The 17,300-nt window shown below is 66.2% G+C and carries 18 protein-coding genes; 8 read left to right on the top strand and 10 right to left on the bottom strand.

What is annotated here, in order from left to right; translation table 11 throughout:
* Positions 1–39: 39 nt before the first annotated feature.
* From mnmH to upp, 10 genes are all read right to left on the bottom strand, one after another.
* Complete coding sequence (gene mnmH, locus M3I53_RS27815; RefSeq protein WP_254319078.1) at positions 40–1,140, bottom strand: tRNA 2-selenouridine(34) synthase MnmH; 1,101 nt, start codon at positions 1,138–1,140, stop codon at positions 40–42.
* A 36-nt stretch (positions 1,141–1,176) separates the two neighbouring features.
* Positions 1,177–2,646: a ribonuclease G gene (rng, locus tag M3I53_RS27820; RefSeq protein ID WP_254319079.1), complete on the bottom strand. Its 1,470-nt coding sequence runs from the start codon at positions 2,644–2,646 to the stop codon at positions 1,177–1,179.
* Positions 2,647–2,654: 8 nt separating this feature from the next.
* Positions 2,655–3,278, bottom strand: a complete 624-nt coding sequence (locus M3I53_RS27825; RefSeq protein ID WP_254319080.1) for a nucleoside triphosphate pyrophosphatase — start codon at positions 3,276–3,278, stop codon at positions 2,655–2,657.
* A 134-nt stretch (positions 3,279–3,412) separates the two neighbouring features.
* Positions 3,413–3,883, bottom strand: coding sequence for a 23S rRNA (pseudouridine(1915)-N(3))-methyltransferase RlmH (gene rlmH, locus M3I53_RS27830; RefSeq protein WP_254319081.1), 471 nt, complete (start codon positions 3,881–3,883; stop codon positions 3,413–3,415).
* A gap of 37 nt (positions 3,884–3,920) precedes the next feature.
* Positions 3,921–4,388, bottom strand: coding sequence for a ribosome silencing factor (gene rsfS, locus M3I53_RS27835; RefSeq protein ID WP_254319082.1), 468 nt, complete (start codon positions 4,386–4,388; stop codon positions 3,921–3,923).
* A 2-nt stretch (positions 4,389–4,390) separates the two neighbouring features.
* The gene (locus M3I53_RS27840) at positions 4,391–5,122 is read right to left on the bottom strand and encodes a nicotinate-nucleotide adenylyltransferase (RefSeq protein ID WP_254319083.1); all 732 of its coding nucleotides are present in this window, start codon (positions 5,120–5,122) and stop codon (positions 4,391–4,393) included.
* Positions 5,123–5,126: 4 nt separating this feature from the next.
* On the bottom strand, positions 5,127–6,062 hold the full coding sequence (hemF, locus tag M3I53_RS27845; protein ID WP_254319084.1) for an oxygen-dependent coproporphyrinogen oxidase: 936 nt from the start codon (positions 6,060–6,062) through the stop codon (positions 5,127–5,129).
* A 291-nt stretch (positions 6,063–6,353) separates the two neighbouring features.
* Positions 6,354–7,628, bottom strand: coding sequence for a phosphoribosylamine--glycine ligase (gene purD, locus M3I53_RS27850; RefSeq protein ID WP_254319085.1), 1,275 nt, complete (start codon positions 7,626–7,628; stop codon positions 6,354–6,356).
* Between the two features lie 123 nt (positions 7,629–7,751).
* Entirely contained in the window at positions 7,752–8,480 is a 729-nt protein-coding gene (locus M3I53_RS27855; RefSeq protein ID WP_069265309.1) for a YebC/PmpR family DNA-binding transcriptional regulator, read from the bottom strand.
* A gap of 372 nt (positions 8,481–8,852) precedes the next feature.
* Positions 8,853–9,503: a uracil phosphoribosyltransferase gene (gene upp, locus M3I53_RS27860; protein ID WP_254319086.1), complete on the bottom strand. Its 651-nt coding sequence runs from the start codon at positions 9,501–9,503 to the stop codon at positions 8,853–8,855.
* 373 nt (positions 9,504–9,876) lie between these two features.
* Between upp and M3I53_RS27865 the strand changes: the two genes are divergently transcribed.
* The 8 genes from M3I53_RS27865 (at position 9,877) to kdpC (ending at position 17,296) form a co-directional block, all read left to right on the top strand.
* Positions 9,877–10,656: an SDR family oxidoreductase gene (locus tag M3I53_RS27865; RefSeq protein WP_254319087.1), complete on the top strand. Its 780-nt coding sequence runs from the start codon at positions 9,877–9,879 to the stop codon at positions 10,654–10,656.
* Positions 10,657–10,862: 206 nt separating this feature from the next.
* A complete protein-coding gene (locus M3I53_RS27870) occupies positions 10,863–11,252 on the top strand; it encodes a methylglyoxal synthase (protein ID WP_069265494.1) in 390 nt (129 codons plus the stop codon).
* A gap of 59 nt (positions 11,253–11,311) precedes the next feature.
* The gene (locus tag M3I53_RS27875; protein WP_254319088.1) at positions 11,312–12,286 is read left to right on the top strand and encodes a quinone oxidoreductase; all 975 of its coding nucleotides are present in this window, start codon (positions 11,312–11,314) and stop codon (positions 12,284–12,286) included.
* 260 nt (positions 12,287–12,546) lie between these two features.
* Positions 12,547–12,669 (top strand): potassium ABC transporter ATPase, encoded by a 123-nt coding sequence (locus tag M3I53_RS27880; RefSeq protein ID WP_069265305.1) that lies wholly within the window; start codon positions 12,547–12,549, stop codon positions 12,667–12,669.
* On the top strand, positions 12,666–12,758 hold the full coding sequence (gene kdpF, locus M3I53_RS27885) for a K(+)-transporting ATPase subunit F (RefSeq protein ID WP_027819619.1): 93 nt from the start codon (positions 12,666–12,668) through the stop codon (positions 12,756–12,758). Before M3I53_RS27880 ends, kdpF begins: the two co-directional genes overlap by 4 nt.
* Positions 12,755–14,560 (top strand): potassium-transporting ATPase subunit KdpA, encoded by a 1,806-nt coding sequence (gene kdpA / locus M3I53_RS27890; RefSeq protein ID WP_254319089.1) that lies wholly within the window; start codon positions 12,755–12,757, stop codon positions 14,558–14,560. Before kdpF ends, kdpA begins: the two co-directional genes overlap by 4 nt.
* 32 nt (positions 14,561–14,592) lie before the next feature.
* Positions 14,593–16,677, top strand: coding sequence for a potassium-transporting ATPase subunit KdpB (gene kdpB, locus M3I53_RS27895; protein WP_254319090.1), 2,085 nt, complete (start codon positions 14,593–14,595; stop codon positions 16,675–16,677).
* Positions 16,678–16,717: 40 nt separating this feature from the next.
* On the top strand, positions 16,718–17,296 hold the full coding sequence (gene kdpC, locus M3I53_RS27900; protein ID WP_254319091.1) for a potassium-transporting ATPase subunit KdpC: 579 nt from the start codon (positions 16,718–16,720) through the stop codon (positions 17,294–17,296).
* Positions 17,297–17,300: the final 4 nt, after the last annotated feature.

The following is a 17,300-nucleotide window of genomic DNA, read 5'->3' on the forward strand; positions in this document are numbered from 1 at the left end:
GCGCCTTTCGTGAAATCCGCGAAGAGGGAAGGGGATGCGTCAGACGGTGCGAGGCGCTTCGGCTTCGGTGCTCGCAGGTTCTGCGGCGTACGACGTTTCCTCCAGTTGCGCGAGCAGCGTGCGGGCTTGCGCGAGGGTGTCGCCCGTCATGGGCCGGAAGGCGAAGTGCAGCGATTTTTCGAGCTTCGCGAAGTTGCGCCGCGTGCTGCGTGTGTAGGCGGGATCGTAGTGCTGCGCGACGAGCGCCTCGTAAAGCTCCGCCCTGCGATCTTCGTCGAGCAGCTTGCACCACGATTCGATACGCTCGCGCCCGTGCAGCGGCGTGAGCTTGTTCAGTTGCTCGCGGAAATAGGTACGTTCATCGAACAAATGCCCGTACTCCTCGAGCAGCAAGTCGATACGTTCTTTGCGCGCGACGTCGAGTACGACACAAGGCGCGGCATGCAGACGTTCGACGAGCGCGGGCGGCAGCGTGATGACGCCGATGCGCCGGCTTTCGGCCTCGACAAACACGGGGCGCGTGGCGTCGAAGCCGCGCAGCGTCTGCACGAGCGCCGTATCGAACGACTTTTGTGACGGCTGCACCCGCTCGGGCAGCGCGCCCAGCAACGAACCGCGATGCGCGGCGAGCGCTTCGAGGTCGAGCATCTGCGCGTTCGCTTGTCCCAGCGCCTTCAAGAGGCGCGTCTTGCCGCTGCCGGTCGGCCCTGCCACCACGATATAGCGAAATCCTTCGGGCAGCGTGCCAAGCGCCTCCACGATCGTATGCCGGTACGCCTTGTATCCGCCGTCCAGTTGGCGCGCGCGCCAGCCGATCATGTTGAACCAGGCCGTCATCGAGCCGGAGCGCTTGCCGCCGCGCCAGCAGTAGATGAGCGGGCGCCAGTTGCGCGGACGGTCGGCAAACAGCGTGTCGAGATGCGTGGCGATATTGCGCGCCACCATGGCCGCGCCAACCCGCGTTGCCTCGAAGGGCGAATCCTTGTACATCGTCCCCACGATCACGCGCTCCTCGTTGCTGAGCACGGGCGCGTTGATCGCGCCGGGAACGTGGTCCTCGGCAAATTCGAGCGGCGTTCTTACGTCGACGATCTCGTCGAATTCGCCGATCTGTTCAATTGTGACGCGCTGGTGATTCAACTGCGGTGCTCCGGTGATGCCTGCCACGGCGTCGCGCTACATCAGCACGATGTCGTATTGTTCCTGACTCAAATTCGACTCCACCTGCAACGAAACCGGCTTGCCGATGAAGTCGATCAACATGGCGAGATGCTGCGACTCTTCCTCGAGAAAGAGGTCGATGACCTGCTGTGAAGCGACCACGCGAAACTCGCGCGGATTGAATTGGCGCGACTCGCGCAGAATTTCACGCAGCACGTCGTAGCAAACGGTGCGCGCGGTCTTCACCTGGCCTTTGCCGAGGCAAGTCGGGCACGGCTCGCACAGCACGTGCGCAAGCGATTCGCGCGTGCGCTTGCGCGTCATCTCCACGAGCCCCAACTGCGAGAAACCATTCACGGTCACGCGCGTGCGGTCGCGCGAAAGCGCCTTCTTCAGCTCGCCGAGCACCTGGTCGCGATGCTCGACGTTCTCCATGTCGATGAAGTCGATGATGATCACGCCGCCCAGATTGCGCAGACGCAATTGCCGCGCGATCGTATGCGCCGCTTCGAGATTGGTCTTGAAGATCGTGTCGTCGAAGTTGCGCGCGCCGACGTAGCCGCCCGTGTTCACGTCGATGGTCGTCATCGCCTCGGTCTGGTCGATCACGAGGTAGCCGCCCGACTTGAGATCCACGCGGCGCGAGAGTGCGCGCTGGATTTCGGCCTCGATGTTGTAGAGGTCAAAGAGCGGCCGCTCGCCCGAGTAGTGATGCAGCTTCGGCAGCACGGCGGGCGTGAATTCGGTGGCGAACTCCGTGAGCTTCTGGAACGTTTCGCGCGAATCGACCTGAATGCGCGAGGTCTCGTCGTTCACGAAGTCGCGCAGCACGCGCTGCGAGAGATTCAGGTCTTGATACAGCAGGCTCGTGGCGGGCACGCGCTGCGCCTGGGCGAGTATCGTCGCCCACGTCTTGCGCAGATACGTGACGTCCGCCGCAAGCTCTTCGCTTGTGGCGTCTTCAGCGATCGTGCGCACGATATAGCCGCCTTTTTCGTCGGCGGGCAGCACGGCCGTGAGGCGGGCGCGCACCGCTTCGCGCTCGGCCTCGCTCTCGATCTTCTGCGAGATGCCGATGTGCGGTTCCTGCGGCAAATAGACCAGCGTGCGGCCCGCTATGCTCACCTGCGTCGAAAGCCGTGCGCCCTTCGTGCCGATCGGATCCTTCACGACCTGCACCATGAGCGTTTGCCCTTCGAACACGGTCTTTTCGATGGGCTGATGATGCACGCTCGCATGCGCTTCGCCGGCAATGCGCGGATGCCAGATATCGGCCACATGCAGGAACGCGGCGCGTTCGAGACCGATGTCGATGAACGCGGACTGCATGCCCGGCAGCACGCGCACGACCTTGCCGAGATAGACGTTGCCGACGCGCCCGCGCGACAGCGTGCGCTCGACGTGAAGCTCCTGTACTGCGCCTTGCTGGACCAATGCGACGCGCGTCTCCTGGGGCGTGACGTTGATCAGGATTTCTTCGTTCATGATTTGTTCTAGAAGTCGATGCCCGCGGCGCGCAGGAGAGCGGCCGTTTCGAATAGTGGCAAACCCATGATACCCGAATAGGACCCGTCGATTCGCTCGACGAATTCCGCCGCGCGGCCCTGTATGCCGTATGCGCCGGCCTTGCCGAACGGCTCGCCGCTCGCCACGTAGCGCGCGATCGCGGCGGGCAGCGCGGGGGCGAAGCGCACGTGCGAACGCGAGACCGCGACGGGCAGGCACACCCCTTCGGCGTTGACCACGGCCACCGCCGTGAGCACTTCGTGCTCGCGCCCGGCGAGGCGCTCGAGCATCGCATAGGCAACGGCCGCGTCGTGCGGCTTGCCGAGAATATGGCCGTCGATGGAGACCGTGGTGTCGGCGGTCAGAATCGGCGCGTGCTTGTGCGAGCCAGCGACGAGGCGCGCGCGGGCGGCGTCGGCCTTTGCAGCGCACACGCGCTCGACATAGACGGCGGCTTGCTCGCCGGGCAGCGCGACTTCGAGCGCTTCGGCGTCTTCGTCGGGGCGCGGCAGCAGCAGCTCGAAGCGCACGCCGAGCTGCTGCAGCAGCTCCTGGCGGCGCGGGCTCTGCGAGGCGAGATAGACGAACGGATAGGGCGCGTTGGTGGGCATCGGAGCGTCTTTGTCGTTACGGACTTCGGGTTGACGTGCGCGCCTGCCATTTCGGGCGCAAGCGGGGCTCGAGCGGGGCGCAAGCTGCGCGCAGGCGCACGACGAAAAGCGGCGCTCTCGCGCTTATACCTGCATCACACGCGATGATAGGGGTGATTCTGCGTGATGGTCCACGCGCGGTAAAGCTGCTCGGCCAGCAGCACGCGCACCATCGCATGCGGCAGCGTGAGGGAGGACAGGCGCAGGAGCGTGTCGGCGCGCGCCTTGAGTTCGGGGTCGAGGCCGTCCGCGCCGCCAATCAGGAACGCCACGTCGCGGCCGTCTTGCTGCCACAGCGGCAGCGCACGGGCGAGCTGCATCGTGGTCCAGTCCTTGCCGCGTTCGTCGAGCGCGACGATGCGCGCGTTCTTCGGCAGCGCGGCTTCGATGCGCGTGCGCTCGGCCGCCATGACGCTCTCGGCTGCGCGGCCCGACGAACGCTGCTCGGGCTTCACCTCGCGCAGCTCGATGCGCAGCTCCGGCGGCATGCGCTTCGTATATTCCTCGAAGCCCTCAGCGATCCAGTCCGGCATCTTGTGGCCGACGGCGACGATATGCAGTTTCATCGTGCAGGTCGATGGTCGTTTGCGAGCGCGCTGCCGCTTACTTCGCGGTTTTACGCGCAGCGCTCTTGCGCGCGGGCTTCTTGACGGCCGGCGCGACTTCTTCGTCTTCGTCTTCGTCGTCCATCGGCTCGCTCGGGCGCGCGCCCACGAAGCCCGTGTTGGTCGCGAGCTTCACGCGGACCGGCTTGTCGCCCCAGATTTCCTCAAGGTTGTAGTACTGGCGCAGCGCGGGCTGGAGGATGTGGACGACCGCGTCGCCGCAATCCACGAGCACCCATTCGCCGATGTCCTCGCCTTCCGTGCTGACGATGTCGCCGCCGGCTTCCTTGACCTTCTCGCGCACGCTGTTGGCGAGCGCCTTGGTCTGGCGGTTCGAGGTGCCGCTCGCGACGACCACGCGGTCGAACAGCTCGGTCAGATGGCTCGTGTTGAAGACGCGGATGTCTTGTGCCTTGACGTCTTCGAGACCGTCGACGATGGCGCGTTGAAGTTTGCGGATGTCCATAGTTACCCGTGATGCAGATAGAGATGATGTTGAAGGATATAGTCCCACACGGCCGCAGGAAGCTTGTCGGCGGCGGTGCCGCGACGTTGCCCGCTTGCCACGCAGGCCGGCAGGTCGCGCCGGATTTCGGTCGCCGAAACGTCGAGCGAGAGCGTTTCGTCGACCAGCAGGCGGCCGTGCGGCGTCGTCGCAAGCGCGGCGGCGCTTGCGCGGCGGGCGGCGGCTTCGTGCGCGACTTCGGGCGGCAGCGCCGTGAAGTCGAAGCCGGGGCGGCTCGCCACGCCCAGATGCGCGAGCGCGAAAAGCTCGCGCCATTCGTGCCACGAATCGAGGTGCAGCAGTTGATCGGCGCCCATTAACAGCGTGAGCGCCGCTTTCTCGTTGCTCGCGTTGCCGTCGACGTCGCGCCTCTCGCGCCAGCGGCGCAGCGTTTCTACCGTGTAGGTCGGGCCGTTGTGCTCGATTTCGTCGGCGTCCACTGTCACCGTCACGCCCGGCAGCGCGAGCGCGGCAGCGGCGGCGCGCGTCATGGCGAGCCGATGCTGCGCCGCGGTCACGCCCGGCTTCTGCCACGGTTGCCCAGCGGGCAGCAGGATCAGCTCGTTCAGGCCCAGCACGCGCGCAAAATGGCGTGCGAGCGCGAGGTGGCCCTCGTGGATCGGATCGAACGTGCCGCCGAGCAGCCCGACGCGCCGTTCGAGCGCGTTGGGCGGGACGATGAAAGCTTGCGTCACGGCGTCAGACCCAGTCGCGCACGGGCAGGAAGTCGCTGTAGAGGCGCGCTTCCGGCGTGCCCGGCTGCGGCTGCCAGTCGTAGCGCCAGGTGGCGCCCGGCGGCATCGACATGAGGATCGATTCCGTACGGCCGCCGCTTTGCAGGCCGAAATGCGTGCCGCGGTCCCAGACCAGATTGAATTCGACGTAGCGGCCGCGCCGGTACGCCTGGAATTCGCGTTCGGCTTCGCCGTAGGGCGTTGCGCGGCGCTTTTCGATGATCGGCAGATACGCCTTCAGGAAACCGTCGCCCACGCTCCTGAGCATGGCGAACGCCTCGTCGAAGCCGCCAGTGGCGTAATCGTCGAAGAAAATGCCGCCCACGCCGCGCGCTTCGTTGCGGTGCTTCAGGAAAAAGTAGTCGTCGCACCAGCGCTTGAAGCGCGGGTACAGGTCCTCGCCATAGGGCGCGAGCGCGTCGCGGCACACGCCGTGGAAGTGCTGTGCGTCTTCCTCGAAGCCATAAAAAGGCGTGAGGTCCATGCCGCCGCCGAACCAGAACACCGGCGCCTCGCCCGACTTGGTGGCGAGCAGCATGCGCACGTTCATGTGCACGGTCGGGCAATACGGATTGCGCGGATGCAGCACGAGCGAAACACCCATCGCCTCGAAGCCGCGGCCGTTCAGTTCGGGGCGCGCCGCCGTTGCCGAGGGCGGCAAGGCGTCGCCGGAAACGTCGGAGAAGCCGATGCCCCCGCGCTCGAAGAACTCGCCGCCTTCGATGATGCGCGTGCAACCGCCGCCGCGCAGCTTCTCGCCGGGGCCGCGTTGCCAGTTGTCGGTGGCGAACGGCTTGCCGTCGAAGGCACCGAGCGTGTCGGCGATCTGCGTCTGCAGGCCGGCCAGCCAGGCGCGGACGGCGGCGCTGTCGGGGTAGGCGCTGTTAGAGGTGTCAGTCATCGATGAAATGGGGACGGCAGCGAGCGGGCGCTCGAATCGGTTATTCGTCGGGTTATTCGTTGGGTGACTCGGATAGACCGCCCGGCGCGGCCTGACAGCGGCAGTGTAGCGCCGATTGGCGCGCCCTCCGACGCCAACGGCGGCCGCGTGGGCTGCCGGGCTGCACGCGCTTCCGACTGCTGCGCGGTGGATGGTTTTTCGGCGGGCGTAAACCGCCCAGACGAATACGCCGTGAGCGCGCCGGGGCGTGGCCGCTCGCATCGAAGCGGGCGCCCCGGCAAAGCGCTGCGCTTACTGCTTGCGCCCCGCGGCGCGATAGCCGATGTCGTTGCGATACTGCATGCCGTCGAACGAGATGCGGTTCACGGTCTCGTACGCCACGTTCTGCGCGCTGCGCACCGAATCGGCGAGACCCACCACGCACAGCACGCGGCCGCCCGAGGTCACGAGCTTGCCGTCCACCATCTGCGTGCCCGCGTGGAACGTCACCGAATCGGCCGTTTCCGCGGGGATCTCGCTGATGCGGTCGCCCTTGCGCGGCGTTTCCGGATAGTTGTGCGCGGCGAGCACGACGCCGAGCGCCGTGCGACGGTCCCACTCGAGCTCGACCTGGTTGAGCGTGCCGGCAATGGCGTGCTCCACGACCTTGGAGAAGTCGCCCTTCAGTCGTGCCATGATCGGCTGCGTCTCGGGATCGCCCATGCGACAGTTGAACTCGAGCGTCTTCGGGTTGCCCTGCGCGTCGATCATCAGACCGGCGTAGAGGAAGCCCGTGTAGCGGATGCCTTCCTTCTCCATGCCCGCCACGGTCGGCAGGATGATTTCGCGCATCACGCGTGCGTGCAGCTGCGGCGTGACGATGGGCGCGGGCGAGTAGGCGCCCATGCCGCCCGTGTTCGGGCCCTGATCGCCGTCCTGCAGGCGCTTGTGGTCCTGGCTCGAGGCGAGCGCGAGCACGTGCTTGCCGTCCACCATGACGATGAAGCTCGCTTCCTCGCCCGCGAGGAATTCCTCGATCACCACGCGCGCGCCGGCGTCGCCGAGCTTGTTGTCGGCGAGCATCATGTCGATGGCCTGGTGCGCTTCTTCCAGCGACATCGCCACGACCACGCCCTTGCCGGCAGCGAGGCCGTCGGCCTTGATGACGATGGGCGCGCCGTTCTTCTCGACGTACGCGTGCGCCGCCGCGGCGTCCGAGAAGGTCTCGTAGGCCGCGGTCGGGATGTTGTGGCGCTTCATGAACGCCTTGGCGAAGTCCTTCGAGCTTTCGAGCTGCGCGGCTTCCTTCGACGGGCCGAACACTTTCAGCCCGCGCTGGCGGAACACGTTGACGATGCCCGCGGCGAGCGGCGCTTCGGGGCCGACCACGGTGAGGGCGACGCCTTCGCGCTCGGCGAAATCGGCGAGCTCGTGGATGTCCGTGATGTCGACGTTGGCGAGCCGCTCGTCCTGCGCGGTGCCGCCGTTACCGGGTGCGACGTAGACGAGCTGCACGCGCGGCGACTGCGCGAGCTTCCACGCCAGCGCATGTTCGCGGCCGCCAGAACCGACGACGAGTAACTTCATGAGAATCCCCGAAAGACCAAGACCAGAAACAGTTGCGGCCGGCGCGCAGTGCGCCGGCCGTGAAAATCGCAAGCAGGAGGCGGGGCCGAAGCAGACCTCGACGCGGCCTCCCGCGCCGACGCCTTATTCCTCGGCGATCGACGCGTTGGTGTACACATCCTGGACGTCGTCCAGGTTTTCGAGAGCGTCGAGCAGCTTTTGCATCTTCACGGCGTCGTCGCCCGTGAATTCGACCTCGTTCTGCGGCTTCATGGTGACTTCGGCCATTTCGGCCTTGAAGCCCGCGGCTTCGAGCGCGGTCTTCACCTTCGTGAAGTCGAACGGCGGGCAGACCACTTCGATCGAGCCGTCGTCGTTCGTCACGACGTCGTCGGCGCCCGCTTCGAGCGCGGCGTTCATGAGCTCGTCTTCGGGCGTGCCCGGCGCGAACACGAACTGGCCGACGTGATCGAACATGAACGCAACCGAGCCGTCCGTGCCCATGTTGCCGCCGAACTTCGAGAACGCGTGGCGCACTTCCGCGACCGTGCGGGTGCGGTTGTCGGTCATCGTGTCGACGATGACGGCCGCGCCGCCGATGCCGTAGCCTTCGTAGCGGATTTCCTCGTAGTTCGCGCCATCGACGCCGCCCACACCGCGCTGGATGGCGCGGTTGATGTTGTCCTTGGGCATGTTGGCGTCGTACGCCTTGTCTACAGCCAGACGCAGGCGCGGGTTCGTATCGGCATCGCCGCCGCCCATACGCGCCGCGACCTGGATTTCCTTGATGAGCCGCGTCCAGACCTTGCCGCGCTTCGCGTCAGCAGCAGCCTTCTTGTGCTTGATGTTGGCCCATTTCGAATGACCCGCCATACCTTTCTCCGTCGCACGCGCCATGCGCGTGCAGTGTGCAATGTGCTGTTGTCGTTGCGATTTTCCCGGGTGCGGCCTTCGCGCCTCGTTCGCGCGGCGCGCGAGAATTTTGCGCGTGGCTCGCGCGTCATACCCGCGCAGCGCGATGTGCCGGCAGGACGGGACGCAGCGCCCGTTCAGGTGGATCTGAATTTTATCACGCCGGGACCGACCGGCTTCGCCTGCCTACGTAACGTAACGCCAGACGATTCCCGGTTACGCCGGCCGCCGAGGGCACTAAGGGGGCAGGATCGGGTGTGCCGGCCCAAGGCGGGTAAGGGGCGAGGGCGGCCAGTTTCCGCTGGCCGCCCCTGGACAACCGTGGCACAGCGGTTAGTTCTTCGTGCCGAAGAGCCGGTCGCCGGCGTCACCGAGACCCGGGATGATGTAAGCGTGCTCGTTCAGATGCGAATCGAGCGACGCCACGTAGAGCTTCACCTCCGGGTGGGCCTTCTGGAACACGTCGACGCCCTCCGGCGCGGCCACCAGCGCGAGGAACAGGATGCGCTCGCCGGACACGCCGCGGCGCTTGAGCACGTCGATGGCGTGCGCCGCCGAGTAGCCCGTCGCGACCATCGGATCGCACAGAATGAAAGTGCGGTCCTCGAGGTCGGGCAGCCGCACGAGATACTCGACCGGGCGATGGTCGTCGGCGCGATACACGCCGATATGGCCGACGCGCGCGGAGGGCACCAGCTCGAGCAGGCCGTCGGACATGCCCACGCCCGCGCGCAGCACCGGCACGATGGCGAGCTTCTTGCCCGCGATCACCGGCGCATCGATCTCGACGAGCGGCGTCTGCACGCGGCGCGACGCGACCGGCAGGTCGCGCGTGATTTCATAGCCCATCAGCAGCGTGATCTCGCGCAGCAGCTCGCGGAACGTGCGCGTGGACGTGTCCTTGTCGCGCATATGCGTGAGCTTGTGCTGGATCAGCGGGTGATCGAGGATGAAGAGATTCGGGAAACGGCTGTCCTGTTTCATGACGGGGCGCACAAGGCTGCAAGGGAATCGGAGAATCGGTCGTGCCGTCGCCGCGCGAGCCCGAAGCGCATGCCCGGGTTGCGCGGTGGCGGCGAGCACGGCCCGCCGCGCGTGGCAAGCGCTCAAGGCTTGCGAGGGCGCCGGGCGGCGCTACAGGCGCAAGTATACGGTAAGCATGCCCGCACCGGCGCGCGCATGGCGCGTTGCGACGCGACTTTGCCCACCGGTTGCCGGGGCGCGCGCCATCGGCCTTCCACGCGCCGCGCCCGATTCTTCTAGAATCCCAAAAAGGTCGCAGGGCGGCGCGGCGCAAGGCCTGGCCGTGTCCGCCCTGTCACAGGACGGTCATCCACGCAAAAAGGACACGAGAACGATGGACATGGGCATCGCAGGACGCAACGCGCTGGTGTGCGCGGCCAGCAAGGGACTCGGACGCGGCTGCGCCGAGGCGCTCGCCGCCGAAGGCGTCAACGTGACGATCGTCGCGCGCACCGCGCAGACGCTGGAGGAAACCGCCGCGCAGATCCGCAGGAGCACGGGCGTGGACGTCAAGGCGGTGGCCTGCGACATCACGACCGAAGCGGGCCGCGCCGCCGCGCTCGCGGCCTGCCCATCGCCGGACATTCTGGTGAACAATGCGGGCGGCCCCCCGCCGGGCGACTTCCGCAAGTACACCCACGAGGCGTGGATCGCGGCGCTCGAAGCGAACATGCTCACGCCGATCGCGCTGATCCAGTCCACCATCGACGCCATGATCGCGCGCGGGTTCGGGCGCATCGTCAACATCACGAGCTCCTCGGTGAAGGCGCCCATCGACGTGCTCGGCCTCTCGAACGGCGCGCGCTCGGGCCTGACCGGCTTCGTCGCGGGCGTGGCGCGCCAGGTCGCGGCCACGGGCGTCACGATCAACAACCTGCTGCCGGGCGCGTTCGACACCGACCGCATCCAGGCCACCCTCGTCGCGCAGGCGAAGGCGAGCCAGATTTCGGAAGAGGAAGCGCGCGCGCGCCGTATGAAGACGATTCCGGCCGGACGTTTCGGTACGCCCGACGAATTCGGCCGCGCCTGCGCGTTCCTGTGTAGCGTGCACGCGGGCTATATCACCGGGCAGAACTGGCTGATCGACGGCGGGGCTTATCCGGGCACCTACTGAAATCGAGCCGGCGTTGGGCAGCCGCGGCGCTCCTCGCGCCGCGCCACGACGCGACACGACACGACACGACACGACACGACACGACGCGCCACGACACGACACGACACGACACGACACGACACGACGCGCCACGACGCGACACGACACGACACGACACGCAGCACGACTATTACGCACGCAAACCACACGCCAAGGAGAGTTACGCCATGCCAACCCGCGTCGCACTGATCGCGCACGACCACAAGAAGGATGACATCGTCAAGCTGGCGACCGAATACGTCGATACGCTGCGTCACTGCGAGATCGTCGCGACTGGCACGACCGGCTCGCGCATCGAGGCCGCGACGGGCGTGAACGTCGAGCGCATGCTCTCGGGCCCGCACGGCGGCGACTTGCAGATCGGCGCGCGGCTCGCGGAAGGCAACGTCGACATCGTGATCTTCCTGCGCGACCCGATGACTCCGCAGCCGCACGAACCCGATATCAACGCGCTCGTGCGCGCATGCGACGTGCACGACGTGCCGTGCGCAACGAACATCTCGACGGCGCGCATGCTGCTCGACGTGCTCACGCTGCGCCAGAAGAACGCGGTCTGACGCGCGCGCCGCGGAGCCCGATTTCAGGAAACCAGCCAGGACAACACCAAGGAGACGTGATGACCAAGGCAATCCGTTACGACAAGACCGGCGGCCCCGAAGTGATGAAGTGGGTCGATGTCGACGTGGGCGAGCCGGGCGAGGGCGAGGTGCGCTTGCGCCAGAGCGCCTGCGGCCTCAATTACATCGACGTGTATTTCCGCACCGGGCTGTACCCGCAGCCGCTGCCGGCAGGCCTCGGCATGGAAGCGGCCGGCGAGGTGACGGCGGTGGGCAGTGGCGTGAGCGCGCTGAAAGTGGGCGATCGCGTGGCTTACGTCGCGCGTCCGCCGGGTGCCTATGCACAGGAGCGCGTGCTGCGTGCCGACCTGGTGATCAAGCTGCCCGACGCGATCAGCGACGAAGCGGCGGCCTCCATCATGCTGCAGGGCCTCACCGCGCAATACCTGCTGCGCCGCACATATCGCGTAAAGGCCGGCGACACCATCCTCATCCAGGCGGCGGCGGGCGGCGTGGGCCTGCTCGTGTGCCAGTGGGCGAAGGCGCTGGGCGCGACCGTGATCGGCACCGTGGGCTCGGACGAGAAGGCCGCGATTGCGAAGGCGCACGGCTGCGATCACCCGATCGTCTACACGCGCGAGGACTTCACGGCGCGCGTGCGCGAGATCACGAACGGTGCGGGCGTGCCTGTGGTGTACGACTCGATCGGCAAGGACACCTACGCGAAATCGCTCGACTGTCTTGCGCCGCTCGGCATGTTCGTGAGCTTCGGCAATGCGTCCGGGCCGCTGCCGCCGATCGATTCGTCGGAGTTCGCCGGGCGCGGCTCGCTCTTCTTCACGCGCCCGACGCTCTTCACCTATATGGGCAAGCGCGCCGACTACGAAGCGATGGCCGCCGAGTTGTTCGACGTGGTGTCGTCGGGCAAGGTCAAGACGTCGATCAACCAGCGCTATGCGCTAAAGGACGTCGGGCAGGCTCACGCCGATCTCGAAGCGCGCAAGACCACCGGGTCGACCGTGCTGATCCCTTGACGTATCAATTGAGGCACCGCCGGGGCGCACGGGACATGCCACCGGCGCCGGCGCATTGACCTTTACATTCCTTTGCTCCGTCATGGAGCCCCAAAAGGCGCGCGACGTCAACGTTGCGCGCCTTTTTTCCTTGTGCCCCCTCCCGCGATCGCGCCCGCGTTTACGCGTTTTTTATACGGGCGCCGAAACCTTTGATCCGGATTTAATGCCGCAACGGGTAACTTTCAGCCATCCGTCATCCGCGAATGGAGAACACGACAATGGATGTGCTGTATATCGGGGGGCTGGTGGTTTTCGCCGCGCTCACATACGCGTTGATCGCGGGCTGCGAGAAGCTCATGCAGTACCGCCGCGATCAAGGTGCGAAGGGGGTGCGCCCATGACCTGGATCTTCTGGCTATCGGGGGCGGCAACGCTGTTGCTGTTCGTTTATCTCGTCCATGCGCTGCTGCGCGCGGAGGATATCGAATGAACGCCAACAATCTGCTCCAGGCGGGGCTTTTCCTCGTCATCCTGCTCGCGCTCGCGGTGCCCGTAGCGGGCTACATGACGCGCGTGCTCGATGGACGCTCGCGCGTCGTGCGGCTCTTTGCACCGCTCGAAAACTTTCTCTATCGCATCGCCGGCGTCGATCCGCAGGCCGAGATGAACTGGAAGCGCTATGCGCTCGCCACCATCTCGTTCAACGTCCTCGGCGTGGGCTTTCTCTATGTGCTGCTGCGCATTCAGGGCTGGCTGCCCGGCAACCCGCAGCAGTTCGGCGCGATGACGGTGGACGGCGCGTTCAACACGGCCGTGAGCTTCGTCACCAACACCAACTGGCAGGACTATACGCCCGAGCAAACGGTGAGCTATCTCACGCAGATGCTTGGCCTCACGGTGCAGAACTTCCTGTCGGCGGCGACGGGCATCGTGGTCGTGATCGCGCTGATTCGCGGCTTTGCGCGCCACTCGGTGCAGACCATCGGCAACTTCTGGGTCGACCTCACGCGCACGACGCTCTACATCCTCGTGCCGATGTCGGCGATCGTTGCCGCGCTCCTGATGAGCCAGGGCATGATCCAGAACTTCAAGGCGTATCAGGACGTGCCGGTGCTGCAAACCACGACCTACGCCGCGCCGAAGCTCGACGCCCAGGGCAACCCCGTGAAGGACGCGAAGGGCAATCCCGAGACGGTGGACACGAAGGTCACGTCGCAGACGCTCGCCATGGGCCCGGTCGCTTCGCAGGTCGCGATCAAGATGCTCGGCACCAATGGCGGCGGCTTCTTTAACGCGAACTCGGCGCATCCGTACGAGAACCCCACGCCGGTCTCGAACGTCATCGAAATGTTGGCGATCCTGATCATTCCGGCGGCGCTGTGTCTCGTCTTCGGCAATGTAGTGGGCGACCGCAGGCAGGGCGTCGCGGTGCTCGCGGTGATGACGGTGGCGTTCGCCGTGGCCGTGGGCGGCGTGCTGTCCGCCGAGCAGTCGGGCAATCCGATGTTCACGACGCTCAACGTCGACCAGCATGCCAGTGCGCTGCAAGCCGGCGGCAACATGGAAGGCAAGGAAACGCGCTTTGGCATCGCGCAAACGGGCGTCTTCGTGGTCGCTACCACGGCGGCTTCGTGCGGCGCCGTGAACGCGGCGCACGATTCGCTCACGCCGCTCGGCGGTCTCGTTCCGATGCTCTTCATCCAGCTCGGCGAAGTGATCTTCGGCGGTGTCGGTTCGGGTCTATACGGCATGCTCGTGTTCGCGCTGCTCGCGGTGTTCGTGGCGGGGCTCATGATCGGGCGCACGCCGGAATATGTCGGCAAGAAGATCGAGTCGTTCGAGATGAAGATGGTTTCGATCGTCGTGCTGCTCACGCCGCTGCTCGTGCTGCTCGGCACGTCGATCGCGGTGCTCGCCGACGCGGGCAAGGCCGGTATCGCCAATCCGGGCGCGCACGGTTTCTCGGAAATCCTGTACGCGTTCAGCTCGGCCGCCAACAACAACGGCAGCGCGTTCGCAGGCCTTACCGTGAACACGCCGTTCTATAACTGGCTGCTCGCCATTGCCATGTGGTTCGGCCGCTTCGGCACCATCGTTCCGGTGCTCGCCATCGCGGGTTCGCTCGCAAGCAAGAAGCGTATTGCAGTGACGGGCGGCACACTGCCCACGCATGGTCCGCTCTTCGTCGTGCTGCTGCTCGGCACGGTGTTGCTGGTCGGTGCGCTCACCTATGTGCCCGCGCTCGCGCTCGGTCCCGGCGTTGAGCATCTGATCATGATGGGCGTGCATTGAACGGGGGCCTTCGCAACATGAGCGAAACGAAAATGAATCAGCATAGTGCAACTCGGTCCATGTTCGATCCGGCGCTGCTGCGTCCGGCCATCGTGGACTCGTTCAGAAAACTCAATCCGCGCACGCAGTTGCGCAACCCGGTGATGTTCTGCGTCTACGTGGGCAGCGTGCTCACGACGATCCTCTGGGTCGCGGCGCTCGTGGGCCAGGCCGAAGCGCCCGCAGGTTTCATCCTCGCGGTCGCGCTCTGGCTGTGGTTTACGGTGTTGTTCGCGAACTTCGCGGAAGCGCTCGCCGAAGGGCGTTCGAAGGCGCAGGCGGCGTCGCTTCGCCAGGCCAAGAAAGACGTCATGGCCAAGAAGCTCAACGAGCCGCATCCGAAGGCGCCGATCCGCATCATGACGGCGTCCGACCTGCGCCGCGGCGACGTGGTGCTCGTCGAGACCGGCGACACCATTCCGGCTGACGGCGAAGTGATCGAAGGTGTGGCATCGGTGGACGAATCGGCCATCACGGGCGAATCGGCGCCGGTGATCCGCGAGTCGGGCGGCGACTTTTCCTCGGTGACGGGCGGCACCCGCGTGCTGTCCGACTGGATCGTCGTGCGCGTCACGGCGAACCCGGGCGAAGCGTTTCTCGACCGCATGATCGCGATGGTCGAAGGCGCGAAGCGCCAGAAGACGCCCAACGAAATCGCGCTCACGATCCTGCTCGTCGCGCTGAGCATCGTGCTGCTGCTCGCCACCGCGACGCTGCTGCCGTTCTCGATGTTCTCGGTCGAAGCCGCGAAGATGGGCCACGTGGTCACGATCACGGCGCTCGTGGCGCTGCTCGTCTGCCTGATTCCGACGACCATCGGCGGTCTGCTCTCGGCGATCGGCGTGGCGGGCATGAGCCGCATGATGCAGGCCAACGTGATCGCGACTTCGGGCCGCGCGGTGGAAGCCGCCGGCGACGTGGACGTGCTGCTGCTCGACAAGACCGGCACGATCACGCTCGGCAATCGCCAGGCGTCGATGTTCCTGCCGGCGCCCGGCGTGACCGAGGAAGTGCTCGCCGACGCCGCGCAGCTCTCCTCGCTCGCCGACGAAACGCCGGAAGGCCGCAGCATCGTCGTGCTCGCGAAGCAGCGCTTCAACATTCGCCAGCGCGACATGCACTCGCTGCACGCCGTGTTCCTCGCCTTCAGCGCCCAGACGCGCATGAGCGGTGTGGACATGCCCGGCCGCGAGATCCGCAAGGGCGCCGCCGACGCGGTCAAGAGCTATGTCGAAACGCATGGCGGCCGTTTCCCCGGCGAAGTCGACAACGCCGTGGACGATGTGGCCCGCCGCGGCAGCACGCCGCTCGTGGTGGCCGAAATGCACGACGGCGCCGCGCGCGTGCTCGGCGTGATCGAGCTGAAGGACGTCGTGAAGGGCGGCATCAAGGAGCGTTTCGCCGAACTGCGCAAGATGGGCATCAAGACCGTGATGGTGACGGGCGACAACCGCCTGACCGCCGCCGCGATCGCCGCCGAAGCCGGCGTGGACGACTTCCTCGCGCAGGCCACGCCTGAAACCAAGCTCGCGACGATCCGTGAGCACCAGGCGCAAGGCAAGCTCGTGGCGATGACGGGCGACGGCACCAACGACGCCCCGGCGCTCGCGCAGGCCGACGTGGCCGTGGCGATGAACACGGGTACCCAGGCCGCGAAGGAAGCGGGCAACATGGTCGACCTCGACTCGAACCCGACCAAGCTCATCGAGATCGTCGAGATCGGCAAGCAGATGCTCATGACGCGCGGTTCGCTCACGACGTTCTCGATCGCCAACGACGTCGCGAAGTACTTCGCGATCATTCCGGCGGCGTTCGCATCGACTTATCCGCAGTTGCGCGTGCTGGACGTGATGCATCTGACGTCGCCGTCGTCGGCCATCCTCTCGGCGGTGATCTTCAACGCGCTCATCATCGTGATGCTGATTCCGCTCGCGCTCAAGGGCGTGAAGTACCGGCCGCTCGGCGCCGCGACGCTGCTGCGCCGCAATCTGCTGGTCTACGGCCTCGGCGGCATTCTCCTGCCGTTCCCGTGCATCAAGCTGATTGACATGGTGCTCGCCGCGTTCGGCTGGGTTTGAACCTCGCCGACCCACACGGATAGATACATAGGAAGCCAAAATGAAATCGCAGTTTCGTCCTCTGATCGTGATCTTCGCCGTGCTGACGGTCATCACCGGCCTCGTGTATCCGGCCGTGATGACCGCGTTCGGCCAGGCCGCGTTCCACCACCAGACCAACGGCAGTCTGGTCGTTGCCGACGGCAAGGTGGTGGGCAGCTCGCTCATCGGCCAGCAGTTCGACGCGCCCCAGTACTTCTGGGGCCGTCTGTCGGCCACCTCGCCGATGCCGTACAACGCGACGAGCTCGGGCGCCTCGAACCTCGGGCCGACCAACCCGGCGCTCGCCGACGAGATCAAAGGCCGCATCGCCGCACTCAAGGCCGCGGGCACCGATGTCTCGCAGCCCATTCCGGCCGACCTCGTGACGTCCTCGGGCAGCGGGCTCGATCCCGAGATCTCGCCGGCCGCGGCCGCCTACCAGGTGGCGCGCGTGGCGCAGGCGCGCCATATGAGCCCGAGCGACGTGCAGACGCTCGTGGAGCGTCATACGAAAGGCCGCCAGCTCGGCCTCTTTGGCGAGCCGCGTGTGAACGTGCTCGAGCTGAACCTCGCGCTCGACGGCAAAGAGGTTAGCTGAGCGG

This window comes from Paraburkholderia sp. CNPSo 3272, from assembly GCF_024206495.1.
In the GTDB taxonomy this organism is placed as follows: Bacteria; Pseudomonadota; Gammaproteobacteria; order Burkholderiales; family Burkholderiaceae; genus Paraburkholderia.

Bases quoted from the DNA above. Each gene is read 5' to 3' on its own strand.
- rlmH (WP_254319081.1), bottom strand. From the start codon at position 3,883: ATGAAACTGCATATCGTCGCCGTCGGCCACAAGATGCCGGACTGGATC.
- kdpB (WP_254319090.1), top strand. From the start codon at position 14,593: ATGAATCAGCATAGTGCAACTCGGTCCATGTTCGATCCGGCGCTGCTG.
- M3I53_RS27870 (WP_069265494.1), top strand. From the start codon at position 10,863: ATGCCAACCCGCGTCGCACTGATCGCGCACGACCACAAGAAGGATGAC.
- purD (WP_254319085.1), bottom strand. From the start codon at position 7,628: ATGAAGTTACTCGTCGTCGGTTCTGGCGGCCGCGAACATGCGCTGGCG.
- M3I53_RS27880 (WP_069265305.1), top strand. From the start codon at position 12,547: ATGGATGTGCTGTATATCGGGGGGCTGGTGGTTTTCGCCGCGCTCACA.
- upp (WP_254319086.1), bottom strand. From the start codon at position 9,503: ATGAAACAGGACAGCCGTTTCCCGAATCTCTTCATCCTCGATCACCCG.
- M3I53_RS27825 (WP_254319080.1), bottom strand. From the start codon at position 3,278: ATGCCCACCAACGCGCCCTATCCGTTCGTCTATCTCGCCTCGCAGAGC.
- M3I53_RS27855 (WP_069265309.1), bottom strand. From the start codon at position 8,480: ATGGCGGGTCATTCGAAATGGGCCAACATCAAGCACAAGAAGGCTGCT.
- kdpF (WP_027819619.1), top strand. From the start codon at position 12,666: ATGACCTGGATCTTCTGGCTATCGGGGGCGGCAACGCTGTTGCTGTTC.
- rng (WP_254319079.1), bottom strand. From the start codon at position 2,646: ATGAACGAAGAAATCCTGATCAACGTCACGCCCCAGGAGACGCGCGTC.
- M3I53_RS27865 (WP_254319087.1), top strand. From the start codon at position 9,877: ATGGACATGGGCATCGCAGGACGCAACGCGCTGGTGTGCGCGGCCAGC.
- kdpA (WP_254319089.1), top strand. From the start codon at position 12,755: ATGAACGCCAACAATCTGCTCCAGGCGGGGCTTTTCCTCGTCATCCTG.
- rsfS (WP_254319082.1), bottom strand. From the start codon at position 4,388: ATGGACATCCGCAAACTTCAACGCGCCATCGTCGACGGTCTCGAAGAC.
- hemF (WP_254319084.1), bottom strand. From the start codon at position 6,062: ATGACTGACACCTCTAACAGCGCCTACCCCGACAGCGCCGCCGTCCGC.
- kdpC (WP_254319091.1), top strand. From the start codon at position 16,718: ATGAAATCGCAGTTTCGTCCTCTGATCGTGATCTTCGCCGTGCTGACG.
- M3I53_RS27875 (WP_254319088.1), top strand. From the start codon at position 11,312: ATGACCAAGGCAATCCGTTACGACAAGACCGGCGGCCCCGAAGTGATG.